This is a genomic window from Nonomuraea endophytica, from assembly GCF_014203235.1.
Taxonomy (GTDB): Bacteria; Actinomycetota; Actinomycetes; order Streptosporangiales; family Streptosporangiaceae; genus Nonomuraea; species Nonomuraea endophytica.
In genome coordinates this window covers 360,136-375,169 of the sequence record NZ_JACHIN010000008.1, presented here as the reverse complement: position 1 = coordinate 375,169, position 15,034 = coordinate 360,136, and the positions used below count along the sequence as shown (strand labels likewise).

At 69.8% G+C, this 15,034-nt stretch carries 13 protein-coding genes; 12 read left to right on the top strand and 1 reads right to left on the bottom strand.

What is annotated here, in order from left to right:
* Positions 1 to 116: 116 nt before the first annotated feature.
* From rimP to truB, 8 genes are all read left to right on the top strand, one after another.
* The gene (gene rimP / locus HNR40_RS29525) at positions 117 to 608 is read left to right on the top strand and encodes a ribosome maturation factor RimP (RefSeq protein WP_184967007.1); all 492 of its coding nucleotides are present in this window, start codon (positions 117 to 119) and stop codon (positions 606 to 608) included.
* A 12-nt stretch (positions 609 to 620) separates the two neighbouring features.
* Positions 621 to 1,625 (top strand): transcription termination factor NusA, encoded by a 1,005-nt coding sequence (gene nusA, locus HNR40_RS29520; protein ID WP_184967006.1) that lies wholly within the window; start codon positions 621 to 623, stop codon positions 1,623 to 1,625.
* A complete protein-coding gene (locus tag HNR40_RS29515) occupies positions 1,609 to 1,923 on the top strand; it encodes a YlxR family protein (protein WP_184967005.1) in 315 nt (104 codons plus the stop codon). Before nusA ends, HNR40_RS29515 begins: the two co-directional genes overlap by 17 nt.
* A 111-nt stretch (positions 1,924 to 2,034) precedes the next feature.
* Entirely contained in the window at positions 2,035 to 5,226 is a 3,192-nt protein-coding gene (gene infB, locus HNR40_RS29510; protein ID WP_184967004.1) for a translation initiation factor IF-2, read from the top strand.
* Positions 5,227 to 5,346: 120 nt separating this feature from the next.
* Positions 5,347 to 5,643, top strand: a complete 297-nt coding sequence (locus HNR40_RS29505; RefSeq protein WP_184967003.1) for a DUF503 domain-containing protein — start codon at positions 5,347 to 5,349, stop codon at positions 5,641 to 5,643.
* Positions 5,644 to 5,660: 17 nt separating this feature from the next.
* Positions 5,661 to 6,134, top strand: coding sequence for a 30S ribosome-binding factor RbfA (gene rbfA, locus HNR40_RS29500; protein WP_184967002.1), 474 nt, complete (start codon positions 5,661 to 5,663; stop codon positions 6,132 to 6,134).
* Between the two features lie 8 nt (positions 6,135 to 6,142).
* The gene (locus HNR40_RS29495; protein ID WP_312896554.1) at positions 6,143 to 7,198 is read left to right on the top strand and encodes a DHH family phosphoesterase; all 1,056 of its coding nucleotides are present in this window, start codon (positions 6,143 to 6,145) and stop codon (positions 7,196 to 7,198) included.
* Positions 7,198 to 8,067: a tRNA pseudouridine(55) synthase TruB gene (gene truB, locus HNR40_RS29490; RefSeq protein WP_184967000.1), complete on the top strand. Its 870-nt coding sequence runs from the start codon at positions 7,198 to 7,200 to the stop codon at positions 8,065 to 8,067. Before HNR40_RS29495 ends, truB begins: the two co-directional genes overlap by 1 nt.
* Before the next feature lie 173 nt (positions 8,068 to 8,240).
* On the opposite strand, the gene HNR40_RS29485 is transcribed toward truB, so the two are convergent.
* Positions 8,241 to 9,263, bottom strand: a complete 1,023-nt coding sequence (locus tag HNR40_RS29485) for a TRM11 family SAM-dependent methyltransferase (protein ID WP_184966998.1) — start codon at positions 9,261 to 9,263, stop codon at positions 8,241 to 8,243.
* A gap of 96 nt (positions 9,264 to 9,359) precedes the next feature.
* Between HNR40_RS29485 and HNR40_RS29480 the strand changes: the two genes are divergently transcribed.
* From HNR40_RS29480 to HNR40_RS29465, 4 genes are all read left to right on the top strand, one after another.
* Positions 9,360 to 10,286 (top strand): bifunctional riboflavin kinase/FAD synthetase, encoded by a 927-nt coding sequence (locus HNR40_RS29480; RefSeq protein ID WP_184966996.1) that lies wholly within the window; start codon positions 9,360 to 9,362, stop codon positions 10,284 to 10,286.
* Positions 10,287 to 10,482: 196 nt separating this feature from the next.
* Entirely contained in the window at positions 10,483 to 10,752 is a 270-nt protein-coding gene (gene rpsO / locus HNR40_RS29475; protein ID WP_184966993.1) for a 30S ribosomal protein S15, read from the top strand.
* 262 nt (positions 10,753 to 11,014) lie between these two features.
* Complete coding sequence (locus HNR40_RS29470) at positions 11,015 to 13,348, top strand: polyribonucleotide nucleotidyltransferase (protein WP_184966991.1); 2,334 nt, start codon at positions 11,015 to 11,017, stop codon at positions 13,346 to 13,348.
* 64 nt (positions 13,349 to 13,412) lie between these two features.
* Complete coding sequence (locus HNR40_RS29465) at positions 13,413 to 14,723, top strand: M16 family metallopeptidase (RefSeq protein WP_184966989.1); 1,311 nt, start codon at positions 13,413 to 13,415, stop codon at positions 14,721 to 14,723.
* Positions 14,724 to 15,034 lie beyond the last annotated feature (311 nt).

Here is a 15,034-nt window from a genome sequence, read left to right as displayed (position 1 = left end):
TTCGGGCCCTGGTACGGATAGGGTGTCAACTGTCGTCGCTGGCAGTGCTGCCATGGACGCCGACAGCCGACGGCGAGGTACGCCCGGCTGGAAACATGACAATAGGGGAGGTCGATATGGGCAGCGCATCATCCCGCGACCACCTGATGAAGCTCCTGGAGCCCGTCGTCGGCGCGGAGGGTCTCGATCTGGAGGACGTCACGGTCACCACGGCCGGCAAGCGCCGGTTGCTGCGCGTGGTCGTCGACCGCGACGGCGGCGTGAGCCTGGACGACGTGGCGGAGGTGAGCCAGGCCGTCTCCAACGCCCTCGACGAGGACGATGCGATGGGCGGCTCCGCCTACACGCTCGAGGTGTCCTCTCCAGGCGTCGACCGGCCGCTGACGGAGCCGCGCCACTGGCGCCGCGCGGCCAAGCGGCTGGTGAAGGCGGAGCTGCGCGACGGCTCCGTCGTGGAGGGCCGGGTGCTGACCGCCGACGACGCCGGCGTCGACCTCTCCGTTGACGGCGCCGAGCGCCGGCTCGACTATCAGGACCTCACCCGTGGACGGGTGCAGGTGGAATTCCGCCGTCTGGACGACGAAGACCCAGACGGCGACGAAGGCTAAGGGGGAAGCCTCGTGGACATCGACATGAGCGTCCTGCGCAGCCTGGAGCGGGAGAAGGACATCTCCTTCGACCTGGTGGTCAAGGCGATCGAGGACGCGCTGCTGATCGCCTACTTCCGCACCGACGGCGCGGCCCAGAAGGCACGGGCCGAACTCGACCGGCAGACCGGGCACGTCAGCATCTGGGCGGCGGAGCTCGACGAGGAGGGCGAGGTCGTCAGGGAGTTCGACGACACCCCGAACAACTTCAGCCGCATCGCGGCGACGACCGCCAAGCAGGTGATCCTGCAGCAGCTGCGCGACGCCGAGGACGAGATCAACTTCGGCGAGTTCGCCAGCCGTGAGGGCGAGCTGGTCTCCGGCGTCATCCAGCAGGGCAAGGATCCCCGCGTGGTGCTGGTCGACCTGGGCAAGATCGAGGCCGTGCTCCCGCACAACGAGCAGGTCCCGGGCGAGGACTACGTGCACGGCGAGCGCATCCGCGCCTACGTCGTGCAGGTGAAGAAGGGGCACAAGGGGCCGTCGGTCTCGCTGTCGCGTACTCACCCGGGTCTGGTGAAGAAGCTGTTCGCGCTGGAGGTGCCCGAGATCGCCGACGGCACGGTGGAGATCGCCGCCGTGGCCAGGGAGGCGGGGCACCGTACCAAAATCGCGGTGCGTTCGCGCAAGCCGGGGGTCAACGCCAAGGGCGCCTGCATCGGGCCGATGGGCTCGCGGGTGCGCAACGTGATGACCGAGCTTCACGGCGAGAAGATCGACATCATCGACTGGTCGGAGGACCCCGCGGAGTTCGTGGGGAATGCCCTGTCGCCCGCCCGTGTTTCCAACGTTGAGGTTCTGGATCTCCAGGGGAGGGTCGCGCGCGTCATCGTGCCCGACTACCAGCTCTCGCTGGCCATCGGCAAGGAAGGGCAGAATGCCCGGCTCGCCGCCCGCCTCACGGGATGGCGGATCGACATCCGCTCCGACGCACAGGCAGAGGATGCCGCCGGTTCCGTAGATGCGTCAACACGGTAAGCTGGAATATGGTGGCCAGGCAGCCCCGCAGAGAACATGTGTGGGCTGCAGGGTTCGCACGGCTAAGTCCGAGCTGCTCCGATTGGTGCTGGTTGAGGATCGCATAGTCCCTGACCTGCGAGGACGGCTTCCCGGCCGGGGTGCATCGCTGCATCCCGACCCGAGCTGTCTGGAGCTTGCCGAGCGTCGCCGAGCGTTTCCGCGCGCGTTCCGCGTGCCGGGGCCGCTTGACGTCTCGCGTGTGCGGGCGCACCTGGAAGAGGAGAACCACGAAATGTCATGTAGGACGCCGAGTTGATGGGCGGAGTCAGATTGCTATGAGCGCCTGATGAGCACGCGGCGATGAAGACGTCAAGGTAGCGACGGTCCGGACGGCACAGCCAGCCTCCCGGGCCAGTAAGGGAGTGCAGTGGCGAAGGTCCGGGTATACGAGCTCGCTAAGGAGTTCGGCGTCGAGAGCAAGGTCGTCATGGCCAAGCTCCAGGAGATGGGGGAGTTCGTCCGTTCGGCGTCCTCCACCATCGAGGCGCCGGTGGTCCGCAGGCTCACCGAAGCTCTGGGCGCATCGAAGGGTGGGTCCAGTAAGGGCGGCGGTTCGTCGTCCAACAAGCCGCAGCCGCCAAGGGCTGCTCCTCGGCCGGCTGACAGCCAAGCCGGCAACGGCGCCGAGTCGCCGATTCCATCAGCCCCGCGTCCGGGGCCCAAGCCTGGTCCGGCTCCCAAGCCGGGCCCGCGCCCTGGTCCGGTTCCCATGCCGCACCAGCCGCAGCCCGAAGCTCCGCGCTCCGAGGCTCCGCAGGCGCATTTCGACAGTGGCACCAGCGCGCCGAGCACCCCGAGTGCTCCGAGTGCTCCGAGCGCCCCGAGCGGGCCCTCCGGTTCCGGCTCGCGGCCGGCTCCCGGTCCGCGCCCCGGCCCCGCCGCCCGTCCCGGGCCTGGCGGGCCGAAGCCCGGTCCCGCGTCCCGTCCCGGTGGATCCGGTGGCGAGCGCGGTGGCGAGCGTCCTTCTGGTGGTGACCGTCAGTCCGGCGGCGACCGTCAGTCCGGCCCGCGCCCCGGCGCCCAGTCCGGCGGTCCGCGTCCGGGTCCCGGTGGACCCAAGCCGGGTCCGCGCGGCCCGCGTCCTGGAAACAACCCGTTCTCGTCCAACGCCAGCGGCATGGGCCAGTCCCGTCCGCCGCGTCCCGGTGGCGACCGCCCCGGCCGCGACGGTGGTCAGGGTGGCCCGCGCGACCGTCGTGACGGTCCGCCGCGCGACGGCGCCGGTCCTCGTCCGCCGCAGGGCCGTCCCGGTCCCGCGGGCGCGGCGGGTCCGCGTCCCGGCCCGCCCGGTGCGGCAGGTCCGCGTCCGGGTCCCGGCGCCGGTGGCCCGCGTCCCGGTGGTCCGCGTCCCAACCCGATGATGATGCCGCAGGGTCGTCCCGCCGGTCCCGGTGGTGGCGGCGGTGGCGGTGGCGGTCGTCCCGGTGGCGGCGGTGGCCGTCCCGGCGGCGGCGGTGGCGGCGGTGGCCGTCCTGGTGGCGGTGGCGGTCGTCCCGGTGGCGGCGGTGGTTTCGCCGGTCGTCCCGGTGGTGGCGGCGGCGCCGGTCCGCGCACGGGCACCGGTGGTCCCGGTGGCGGTGGCGGCGGTTTCGCCGGTCGTCCCGGTGGCGGCGGTCGCGGTCGTGGTGGCGGCACCGCCGGCGCCTTCGGCCGGCCCGGTGGTCGTCCCACGCGTGGGCGCAAGTCCAAGCGGCAGAGGCGCCAGGAGTTCGACAACATGTCGGCGCCGGCGATCGGCGGCGTGCAGGTCGCTCGTGGCAACGGTGCGACCATCCGCCTTCCGCGCGGTGCGTCGCTGTCCGACTTCGCCGACCGCATCGGCGCGAACCCCGCCTCGCTCGTGCAGATCATGCTGCACCTGGGCGAGATGGTGACCGCGACGCAGTCGGTCAACGAGGACGCCCTGCAGCTCCTGGGCCAGGAACTGGACTACAACATCCAGGTCGTCAGCCCGGAGGAGGAGGATCGCGAGATCCTCGAGGCCTTCGACATCGAGTTCGGTGAGGACGAGGGCGACGAGGCCGACCTGGCCGCGCGTCCGCCGGTCGTCACCGTCATGGGTCACGTCGACCACGGTAAGACGAAGCTGCTGGACGCCATCCGCAAGACCAACATGGTGGCCCGCGAGGCCGGTGGCATCACCCAGCACATCGGTGCCTACCAGGTCGAGACCACCCACGAGGGCGAAGACCGCAAGGTCACCTTCATCGACACCCCGGGTCACGAGGCGTTCACCGCCATGCGTGCCCGTGGCGCCAAGGCCACCGACATCGCGGTGCTGGTGGTCGCGGCCGACGACGGTGTGAAGCCGCAGACCATCGAGGCGCTCAACCACGCCCAGGCGGCCGACGTGCCGATCGTGGTCGCGGTCAACAAGGTCGACAAGGAGGGCGCCGACCCCAACAAGGTCCGTGCCCAGCTCACCGAGTACGGCCTGGTGGCCGAGGAGTATGGCGGCTCGACGCTCTTCGTGGACATCTCCGCGAAGAACGGCACCGGCATCGAGCAGCTGCTCGAGGCGATCATCCTGACCGCCGACGCCGAGCTCGACCTGCGCGCCAACCCGACGATGGACGCTCAGGGCATCGCGATCGAAGCGCACCTCGACAAGGGGCGCGGTCCGGTGGCGACCGTCCTGGTCCAGCGCGGCACGCTGCGCGTCGGCGACTCGATCGTCTGTGGCGAGGCCTTCGGCCGCGTCCGGGCGTTGCTCGACGACAACATGGAGCCGGTCGAAGAGGCCGACCCGTCGCGTCCGGTCCTGGTCATGGGTCTGACGGCCGTGCCGAGCGCCGGTGACAACTTCATCGTGGTCACCGACGACCGGATGGCTCGCCAGATCGCCCAGCAGCGGGCCGCGCGCAAGCGCAGCGCCGACATGGCCAAGTCCTCGCGCCGCCGTACCCTTGAAGAGCTCTTCAGCGACCTTGAGAAGGGTCGCGTCGACGAGCTCAAGCTCATCATCAAGGGTGACGTGTCCGGTTCGGTGGAGGCCCTGGAAGACGCCCTGCTCAAGATCGACGTTGGCGACGAGGTCAGGCTCCGTGTCCTGCACCGCGCCGTCGGCGCCATCACCGAGTACGACGTCAACCTGGCCGTGGCCGACGACAACGCGGTCATCATCGGCTTCAACGTCCGGCCTGAGCCCCGGGCGCGCGACCTCGCCGAGCGCGAGGGCGTCGACATCCGCTACTACTCGGTCATCTACCAGGCGATCGAGGAGATCGAAGCGGCCCTCAAGGGCATGCTCAAGCCCGAGTTCGAAGAGGTGCAGATGGGCACCGCCGAAGTCCGCGAGGTCTTCAAGGTGCCGAAGATCGGCAACGTCGCCGGTTCGCTGGTCCGTTCGGGCGTCATCGTCCGCAACAGCAAGGCCAGGATCATCCGCGACGGTGTCGTGGTCGCCGACAACCTCACGGTGTCGTCGCTGCGCCGCTTCAAGGACGACGCGACCGAGGTCCGCGAGGGCTTCGAGTGCGGTATCGGTGTCGGCTACAACGACATCAAGCTCGACGACGTCATCGAGACGTTCGAGATGCGGGAGAAGCCGCGCGCGTAACACGCGGCCGGGCGCCCGGCGGACCATCCGCCGGGCGCCTCTCGCGCGCCCGGTGGGCTTTCCCACCGCAGCGGAGCCGGACGCGCGTTGTGAACTCGAGCCAAGCGGTGGTTGCCAACGATGTATGTGGGTGCTCTGACCCTGGACATCCTGCTCGGCGACGTACATTCGCTGAAGCAGAAGCGATCCGTCGTGCGGCCTCTGGTCGCCGAGGTTCTGCGGCGCTACCCCAGTGCCGCCGCGGCCGAGACCGGCCACCTCGACCTGCACCGGCGCGCGGAGATCGGCATCGCCGTCGTCTCCGCCTCCGCGGGCAACTGCAAAGAGGTGCTGGACGCCTGCGAACGGCTGGTGGCCTACCGCCCTGAGATCGAGCTGCTGTCCGCCCGGCAGCGGATCTACAACGACGAAGAGTGAGACAAAGGGGGACCGACATGGTCGACGCCGCACGAGCGCGTAAGCTCGCCGACCGCATTCAGCAGATCGTCGCCGAGATGCTGGAGCGACGCATCAAGGACCCACGCCTCGGCTTCGTGACCGTGACCGACACGCGGATCACCGCCGACCTGCGCGAGGCCACGGTTTTCTACACGGTCTTCGGCTCCGAGGCCGAGCGGGCCGACAGCGCGGCCGCGCTGGAGAGCGCCAAGGGCATCATCCGCTCGGAGGTCGGCAAGCAGACCGGCGTGCGCTTCACGCCGACGCTGACGTTCAAGCACGACCCGCTGCCCGACAGCGCCCGTCAGCTCGACGACCTGATCAACGCCGCCCGTGCCAAGGACCAGGAACTGGCCCGCCAGGCCGAGAACGCCGCCTACGCCGGCGAACCCGACCCCTACAAGAAGCCCGACGCGGAGGAAGAGGAAGAGGAAGAACCCTCTGGCCGCGCAGGGCGCCCGACGACATGACGCCCGACGTGCGTGACAGGACGGACCGCCCGGGGGCCCCGCCCCCGGCTCCTCCTCTCGATGACGGTACGGCGGAGCGTCCCGGTCACCAGGCCGTGGGGGAGACGGCCTGGACCCGGGCGCTCACGCTGATCGAGCAGGCCGACGAGGTGGCTCTGGCCTGCCACGTCTCGCCCGACGGGGACGCGCTCGGCTCGATGCTGGCCGTCGGCGCCGTGCTGCGTTCGCTGGGCAAGAAGGTCGTGGCCTCCTTCGGCGACCGGCGGTTCTCGGTGCCGAGGCTGCTGCGCTTCCTGCCCGGCCAGGACCTGCTGGTGCCGCCCTCGGCCTTTCCCGCCGAGCCCGAGCTGATGATCACGTTCGACTCGTCCACGCTCGACCGGCTCGGGCTGCTGTCGGCCAACGCGGGCAAGGCGCGCGAGGTCGTGGTGATGGATCATCATCCGTCCAACACCGGGTTCGGCACGGTCAGCCTCATCGACCCTGACGTGGCGGCGACCGCCGTACTCGCCGAGCAGCTCATCTACCGGCTCGGCGGCACGCTCGACCGCGACGTGGCGACGTGCCTGTACGCCGGGCTGGTGACCGACACCGGCTCCTTCCGCCACTCCTCGACCACGCCGGCCGCGCACGAGATGGCGGCCAGGCTCGTGGCGACCGGGCTGCGGACCGACGAGATCGCGAGGGAGCTGTGGGACCGCTCGCCGTTCGGCTATCTCAAGGTGCTCGCGGCCGCCCTGGACCGGGTCACGCTGGAGGACGGGCTGGTCTGGACGTCGGTCACCCACCTCGACCGGGCCTCGTACGGCCTGCCATACGAGGAGGTGGAGGCCATCATCGACGTGATCAGACGCACCGACGAGGCCGAGGTCGCGGTCGTGCTCAAGGAGGACGACCTGGGGGCCTGGCAGGTGTCCATGCGCTCGAAGGGCGCGGTGGACGTGGCGGCCCTGTGCACGGCGCTGGGCGGCGGCGGCCACCGCAGCGCGGCCGGCTTCACCTCCCACGACAGCGTCGAGACGACCATGAACAGGATCCGGGCACTACTTCCGAGGAAGGCTTGATGGCCGAGAGCGGCTTGATCATCGTGGACAAGCCGGCCGAGTGGACCTCGCACGACGTCGTCGGCAAACTGCGCCGGATCGCCGGCACCCGGCGGGTCGGCCACGCGGGCACGCTGGACCCGATGGCGACCGGCGTGCTGGTGATCGGCGTGGAGAAGGCGACCCGGCTGCTGGGGCACCTGGCGCTGACCGAGAAGGTGTACGAGGCCACGATCCGGCTGGGCGCCACGACCAACACCGACGACGCCGAGGGCGAGGTGCTGACCACGACCTCGGCCGCCGGTGTGGCGGAGGAGGCCGTGCTGGCCGGGGTCGCGGCTCTGAGCGGGCCGATCATGCAGGTGCCGCCGCAGGTCAGCGCGATCAAGGTGAACGGCGAGCGGGCCTACAAGCGGGTCCGGGCCGGTGAGGACGTGGAGCTGAAGGCGCGGCCGGTGACGGTGCACGCGTTCGAGGTGACCGGGGTGCGGCACTCGGGTGACGTCGTGGACGTCGACGCCACGGTGCGGTGCTCGTCCGGGACCTACATTCGGTCGCTGGCCCGGGATCTGGGTGCCGGTCTCGGGGTGGGCGGGCATCTCACGTATTTGCGGCGTACTCGGGTGGGGCCTTATGACCTGTCCCTCGCGCGGACCGTTGAGCAGCTGGCCGAGTCGTGCGTGGTGTTGCCGATCGGGGAGGCCGTTTCGGCTGCCTTTCCCCGGATGGACGTGACGGCTGAGCAGGCTCGGGTGGTCTCGCACGGGGGGCGGCTGGCCTCCGTGGGGCTGGGGGCGGGGCCCATCGGGGTGTTCGGGCCGGAGGGGGAACTGCTGGCGCTCGTGGAGGAGCAGGGCAAAAGCGCCAAACCCCTCGCCGTGTTCGCCTAGCCCCTCAACCGGCAACCCCACCCAACCGGTCGTCACCCGGTCAACTGCCCACCGGCAGCGCCACCGCGAATCCGCCTGTCCGGCGGCCACAGCGCAGGCTTCACACAGGCAGGCGCCCGGGGGCTCGGGTGTGTCTGGGCCGGAGCGAAGCCCCTTGCGGGGTGCTCGGGCGGTTAGGCGGGCTTTTTGGCGACCAGGATGTCGCGGACGATGGCCTGGTCGACCCAGTGCTCGAAGTCCGGAAATTTCTGGACTTCTAGGCCGCTGGCTTCCAGGATCGCGGCCAGGTCGTCGCGGGTCCCGCCGTAGGTGTTCCAGGAGATGCCCATCGCGCCCCCGGGCTTCAGCAGCTCGGCCCAGACCGGCACCGCCTTGCGGATCAGCTCCAGCGGGCTCCTGGACAACGAACCGCCACCGCTGCGGCTGCCGTGCTGCACGCCGTACGGGGCGTCGGTGGCGATGACGTCGAACGTGCGCGGCTTGAAGAAGTCGCGCCCGCGCAGGGTGTCGGCGCTGACCACGCCCACCCGCTGCGTGTCGCCGCCCTTGTACGCCTCCTTGGTGGCCGCGAACGAGACGTTGAACCGGCGCCCGATCAGCGCGCGTTCGCGCCGCACCGGCACGGTCTCGGCGGTGTGCTTGAGCCGCCGGTCGCGCAGCCACTTCTTCAGGAACCCGGAATAGGCCTCGAAGTCCTTGCCGTCCAGGTCCATGCCGTAGGCGTCGTAGCCGTACATGAGCGCCTGGTTGAGGGTGGTGCCGCGCCCGCACATCGGGTCGAACACCGACAGATGCCCGTCGAGTGCGAAGTCGGAGGCGAGCACGGTCACGTTCAGCAGGAGCTTGGTGAAGTGCTCGTTGGTCTTGCCCGCGTATTTCTGGATGGTGATGAGGTCGCTGCTCAGCCGGTCGAGCGGGGTCACGGTGAGCGGGCGCAGCAGGTCGCCCTCCATGCCGAACAGGGCGTAGGCCGACGACAGGTTCGACAGCAGCGCCACGTCGCTCTCGGACAGGGGCGCGGCGGTCTCGAAGCAGATGTACGGCACGCCGCCGACGACCGTCTCCACTACCCCCGACACCTCGCCCTCCAGTGCCCGGAGCCCGAAGACCTCCAGCTCGGAGCGGGTCAGACGGACGGAGGCCTCACCGTAGACCCGGTTGAAGGCAGGCAGGATCAGCAGTGCGTATCGAGGCATGGTGCGACCGATGTTACCCCTCGATTGCCGGTAGTCCCGGCGGGCATGGCAGGCTTGTCGCTGACCGAAGTCGTCAGGGGAGTCACGGGATTACGAATGGGGCCGGGCGTGCAGCGTTCTGGAGGGTCCGTCGTCACGATCGGCGTGTTCGACGGCGTGCACCGCGGGCACCGGCGGGTGGTTTCGCGGGCCGTCGAGGTCGCCGGGGAGCGCGGCCTGCGTTCGGTCGCCCTGACCTTCGAGCCGCACCCCGCCGAGGTGGTCAGGCCGGGCTCGCATCCGCCCCGGCTGACGAGCGCGCGGCGTCGCGCCGAGCTGCTGAAGGAGCTGGGCGTGGACGCGGTGGAGGTGCTGGAGTTCACGCTGGACGTCTCGCGGCTGACCCCGGCCGACTTCGCCGAGCAGGTGCTTGCCGACCGGCTGCGGGCGGCGAGTGTCGTGGTGGGGGCGAACTTCGCGTTCGGCCACAAGGCGGCGGGTGATGTGGAGACGCTCCGGGCACTCGGCGAGAAGTACGATTTTTCGGTAGAAGTCGTGCCGTTGGTGGAGGGCGTCAGCTCGACCGCGATCAGGGAACTGCTCACCGACGGCGACGCCGCCACCGCCGCCCACGAGCTCGGGCGCCCCCACCGGGTGGAGGGCGTGGTCGTTCGCGGCTACCAGCGCGGACGCCAGCTCGGCTTCCCCACCGCCAACGTGGAGACCCCGCCGCACACCGCCATCCCTGCGGACGGCGTTTACGCGGGCTGGCTGCAGTGCGTGGCGGTGGGGAACCTGCCCGCGTTGTACGAGGGCTGCCGCTGGCCGGCGGCCATCTCGGTGGGCACCAATCCCACGTTCGAGGGCGTGCCGCGTACCGTCGAGGCGTACGCGCTGGACCGTGACGACCTTGAGCTCTACGGCGCGCACGTCGCGGTCGACTTCGCGGCCAGGCTGCGCGGCAACACCAAGTTCGACTCCATCGAGGCGCTGGTCGCCCAGATCCACGCCGACGTCGACGAAGCCCGCAGGCTCACGGCTTGACCTCGGCGGTTGGTCAATCGCCCTGAGATCACGCGGAGTACGCACACCGTCAACTGGTGGTAGCCTGTGTTGTCGGCTCTGTATCGGCGGCGCCTCGCGCTGCCTCGAGAGGCCTTCGCTGCGGCGACTGTAGGCACGCACGGTCGTTCGCATCATTCGAAACATTCACCGCGTGTCCGTAGATTGAAGGAGAGCCGTGTCCCTCGACACCGCTGCCAAGAAGGCAATCATCGCCGAGTACGCGACCATTGAGGGCGACACCGGGTCGCCCGAGGTGCAGATCGCGCTGCTCAGCAAGCGCATCAGCGAGCTCACCGAGCACCTGAAGACGCACAAGCACGACCACCACAGCCGTCGTGGCCTGCTTCTGCTCGTCGGTCGCCGGCGCCGCCTGCTGAAGTACCTGCAGAACACCGACATCCAGCGCTACCGTTCGCTCATCGAGCGGCTCGGCCTGCGTCGATAGAATGGTGAGGGAGCGGCCGAGCGGCCGCTCCCTTCTCATATCGGCCCCGGCGCGTCGCGCCGAGCCGGACAACTGAACATCAGAGACACTGAGAGCCCCCGCGTCCGTCAAGCACCATGCGACCCGCGACGCCTGCGGGCCGGTCCTCGGTAGTGGCTTCCGGTCAAGAACCGGGCGCTTCGATCGAAGACCGGCGCTGCACCTAACGAGGGTGCCGGTGAAAAAGAGGGCGCGGGAGACCGACCGACCAAGGAGGTCCCCCGTGGAGGGTGTCCACACCGCTGAAGCCGTCATAGACAACGGCGCATTCGGCACGCGCACGATCCGGTTCGAGACCGGCCGCCTCGCGCGTCAGGCGGCGGGTTCCGCCGTCGCTTATCTCGACAACGACACGATGGTCCTGTCCGCGACCACCGCGTCGAAGAATCCCAAGGACAATCTCGACTTCTTCCCGCTGACGGTGGACGTCGAGGAGCGCATGTACGCCGCGGGCCGCATCCCCGGCTCGTTCTTCCGGCGTGAGGGCCGTCCCTCCGAGGACGCCATCCTCACCTGCCGCCTGATCGACCGGCCGCTGCGCCCGTCGTTCGTGAAGGGCCTGCGCAACGAGATCCAGGTCGTCGCGACCATCCTGGCGCTCAACCCCGAGCACCTGTACGACGTGGTCGCCATCAACGCCGCCTCCCTGTCCACCCAGCTGGCCGGGCTGCCCTTCTCGGGTCCGATCGGCGGCGTGCGCGTCGCGCTGATCGACGGCCAGTGGGTCGGCTTCCCGACGCACCACGAGCTGGAGCGGGCCACCTTCGACATGGTCGTCGCCGGCCGCGTGCTCGACGACGGCGACGTCGCGATCATGATGGTCGAGGCCGAGTCCACCAAGGACACGCTGAAGCTGGTCGCCGAAGGCGCCGTCGGGCCCAACGAGGAGACCATCGCGCAGGGCCTGGACGCGTCCAAGCCGTTCATCAAGGTCCTCTGCGAGGCACAGAACAAGATCGCCAAGGTTGCCGCCAAGGCGACCGCGGAGTATCCCGTCTTCCTCGACTATCAGGAAGACGCCTACACCGCCGTCGAGGGCGCGATCAAGAGCGAACTGGCCTCCGCGCTCACCATCGCCGGCAAGCAGGAGCGCGAGGTCGAGCTCGACCGGGTCAAGGGCATCATGGTCGAGAAGCTCGCCGAGGCCTTCGAGGGCCGCGAGAAGGAGCTGTCGGCCGCCTACCGCTCGCTCATGAAGAAGCTCATGCGCGAGCGCGTCGTCAAGGACGGCATCCGCATCGACGGCCGCGGCACCAAGGACATCCGGGCGCTGTCGGCCGAGGTCCACGTGATCCCGCGGGTGCACGGCTCGGCGCTGTTCGAGCGCGGCGAGACCCAGATCATGGGCGTCACCACGCTGAACATGCTGCGCATGGAGCAGGTCATCGACACGCTCAACCCCGAGCGGACCAAGCGCTACATGCACAACTACAACTTCCCGCCCTACTCCACCGGTGAGACCGGCCGCGTGGGCTCGCCCAAGCGCCGCGAGATCGGCCACGGCGCGCTCGCCGAGCGGGCGCTCATCCCGGTCCTGCCGGCCCGCGAGGAGTTCCCCTACGCGATCCGCCAGGTCTCCGAGGCGCTGGGCTCCAACGGCTCCACCTCGATGGGTTCGGTCTGCGCCTCCACGATGTCGCTGCTCGACGCCGGTGTGCCGCTGCGCGAGATGGTCGCGGGCATCGCGATGGGCCTCATCGGCGAGGGTGACACCTACGTCACGCTGACCGACATCCTCGGCGCCGAGGACGCCATGGGCGACATGGACTTCAAGGTCGCCGGCACCAAGGACGTCATCACCGCCCTGCAGCTCGACACCAAGCTCGACGGCATCCCGGCCTCCGTGCTGGCCGCCGCGCTCAAGCAGGCCAAGGGCGCCCGCCTGGCCATCCTCGACGTGATGCAGGAGGCGATCGACTCCCCGGCGGAGATGAACGCCACCGCGCCGCGCATCATCACGATCAAGGTCCCCGTAGACAAGATCGGCGAGGTCATCGGCCCGAAGGGCAAGATGATCAACCAGATCCAGGACGACACGGGCGCCGAGATCACCATCGAGGACGACGGCACGATCTACATCGGCGCCACCGACGGGCCCTCGGCCGAGGCCGCCCGTTCGGCGATCAACGCGATCGCCAACCCGCACATGCCCGAGGTGGGCGAGCGTTACCTGGGCACGGTCGTCAAGATCGCCGCCTTCGGCGCGTTCGTCTCGCTCATGCCGGGCAAGGACGGCCTCCTGCACGTCTCGCAGATCCGCAAGCTCCACGGGGGCAAGCGCATCGAGAACGTCGAGGACGTCATGAGCGTCGGGGAGAAGGTCCAGGTCGAGATCGCCGAGATCGACGGCCGGGGCAAGCTGTCCCTGGTTCCGGTCGAGGTCATCGAGAAGGAGGCCGCGGAGAAGGCAGAGGGCGGCGGCGGCTCCGACGACGCGGCTCCCGCCGCCGAGTCGGCCGGCGACTCCGACGAGCGGCCCCGGGAGGACAAGCCCCGCCGTACCCGCACCAGGACCCGCACCGCCCCCCGCAACGGTGAGGACGACCGGAACTCGTGACCGAGCGAAGCCAGGGCACCATTAGCCACAGCACCTTGGTCACGGGGCCGACAAAGGAGGACCCGTGACCACGACCACGCTGCATCCCGGTAAGGACGGTGCCGGGGTTGTCCAGCGCACCGTCCTCCCCGGTGGGCTGCGCGTGGTGACCGAGACCATGCCGACCGTGCGTTCCGTCGCGGTCGGCATGTGGGTCGGCATCGGCTCGCGTGACGAGGCCCCCGAGCACACCGGGGCGACCCACTTCCTTGAGCACCTGCTGTTCAAGGGCACGCCCACGCGTGACGCCATGGAGATCTCGGCGTCCATCGAGGGCATCGGCGGGGAGATCAACGCCTTCACCGCCAAGGAATACACGTGCTATTACGCGCGGGTGCTCGACGAAGACCTGCCGCTCGCGGTCGACGTGCTCTCCGACGTGGTGACCAGCTCGCTGATCACCGCCGACGACGTCGAGTCCGAGCGGGGGGTCATCCTCGAAGAGATCGCCATGCACGACGACGACCCGTCGGACGTGGTGCACGAGCAGTTCTCCGCCGCCCTGTACGGCGACTCGCCGATCGGCCGCCCGATCCTGGGCACGGTCGACTCGATCAACGCCCTGGGCCGGGAGCGCATCCTCGAGTACTACCAGCGCTACTACCGCCCCATGCGCACCGTCGTCTCCGTGGCGGGCAACGTCCGCCACGAGCACGTGGTGGAGCTGGTGGCCCGCGCCTACGAACGGGCCGGAGCCCTGGGCGGCTCGCTGGAGTGCGCACCGCCGCGCACCAGCGGCCCCGGCGCGGCGACCCGCTCCGAGGTACGCGTGATCGACCGTCCGACCGAGCAGGCCAACCTGGTCCTCGGCACGACGGGCATGTCCCGCACCGACGACCGCCGCTTCGCCCTGGGCGTCCTCAACGCCGCGCTGGGCGGCGGCATGTCGTCGCGCCTGTTCCAGGAGATCAGGGAGAAGCGCGGGCTGGCATATTCGGCGTACTCCTACACCTCGGCGTACGCCGACACCGGCCAGTTCGGGATCTACGTGGGCTGCCTGCCCTCGAAGATCGACGACGTGCTCCAGATCTGCCGCGACGAGGTGGCCCGCGTGATCGACGAGGGCCTGACCGCCGAGGAGATCGTCCGAGGCAAGGGCCAGATGCGCGGCGGCCTGGTCCTCGGCCTGGAGGACACCGGCTCCCGCATGTCCAGAATCGGCAAGAACGAACTGGTCTACGACGAGCTCATGTCAGTGGACGAGGTGCTGCAGCGCATCGACGCGGTGACCCCGGAGGAGATCTCCTCGGTGGCCGCCGACGTCCTGAAGCGCCCCCTGACACTGGCGGTCATCGGCCCGTACGGCGACAAGGACTTCGCCCGAGCCATCGCCTGACCACACCCCGAAGCCCCGCACCGCCCGTCTTGGGCAGTGCGGGGCTTCGACATTCCAGCTTGTACGGCATGCCCCCGAACCCAGAACCAAGCAGCCACAGCCCACACCGGTAAGGCGGAAACGACGAGACGGGCCGGGGTGGCGGGACGCGCCGGGATCGCGGGGACGTGCAGAGAGGGCGGCGCACTGCGATCCGAGGGCATGCCGAGGCAGTGGGCGGTGGGGGGGCGGCGCCTTGACAGGTGGCCAGCCCAGGCACGGTGGCTGGTGAAGGGGGCCGTTGCGGTGGGGACCACGTCCGAGGTGAGAAG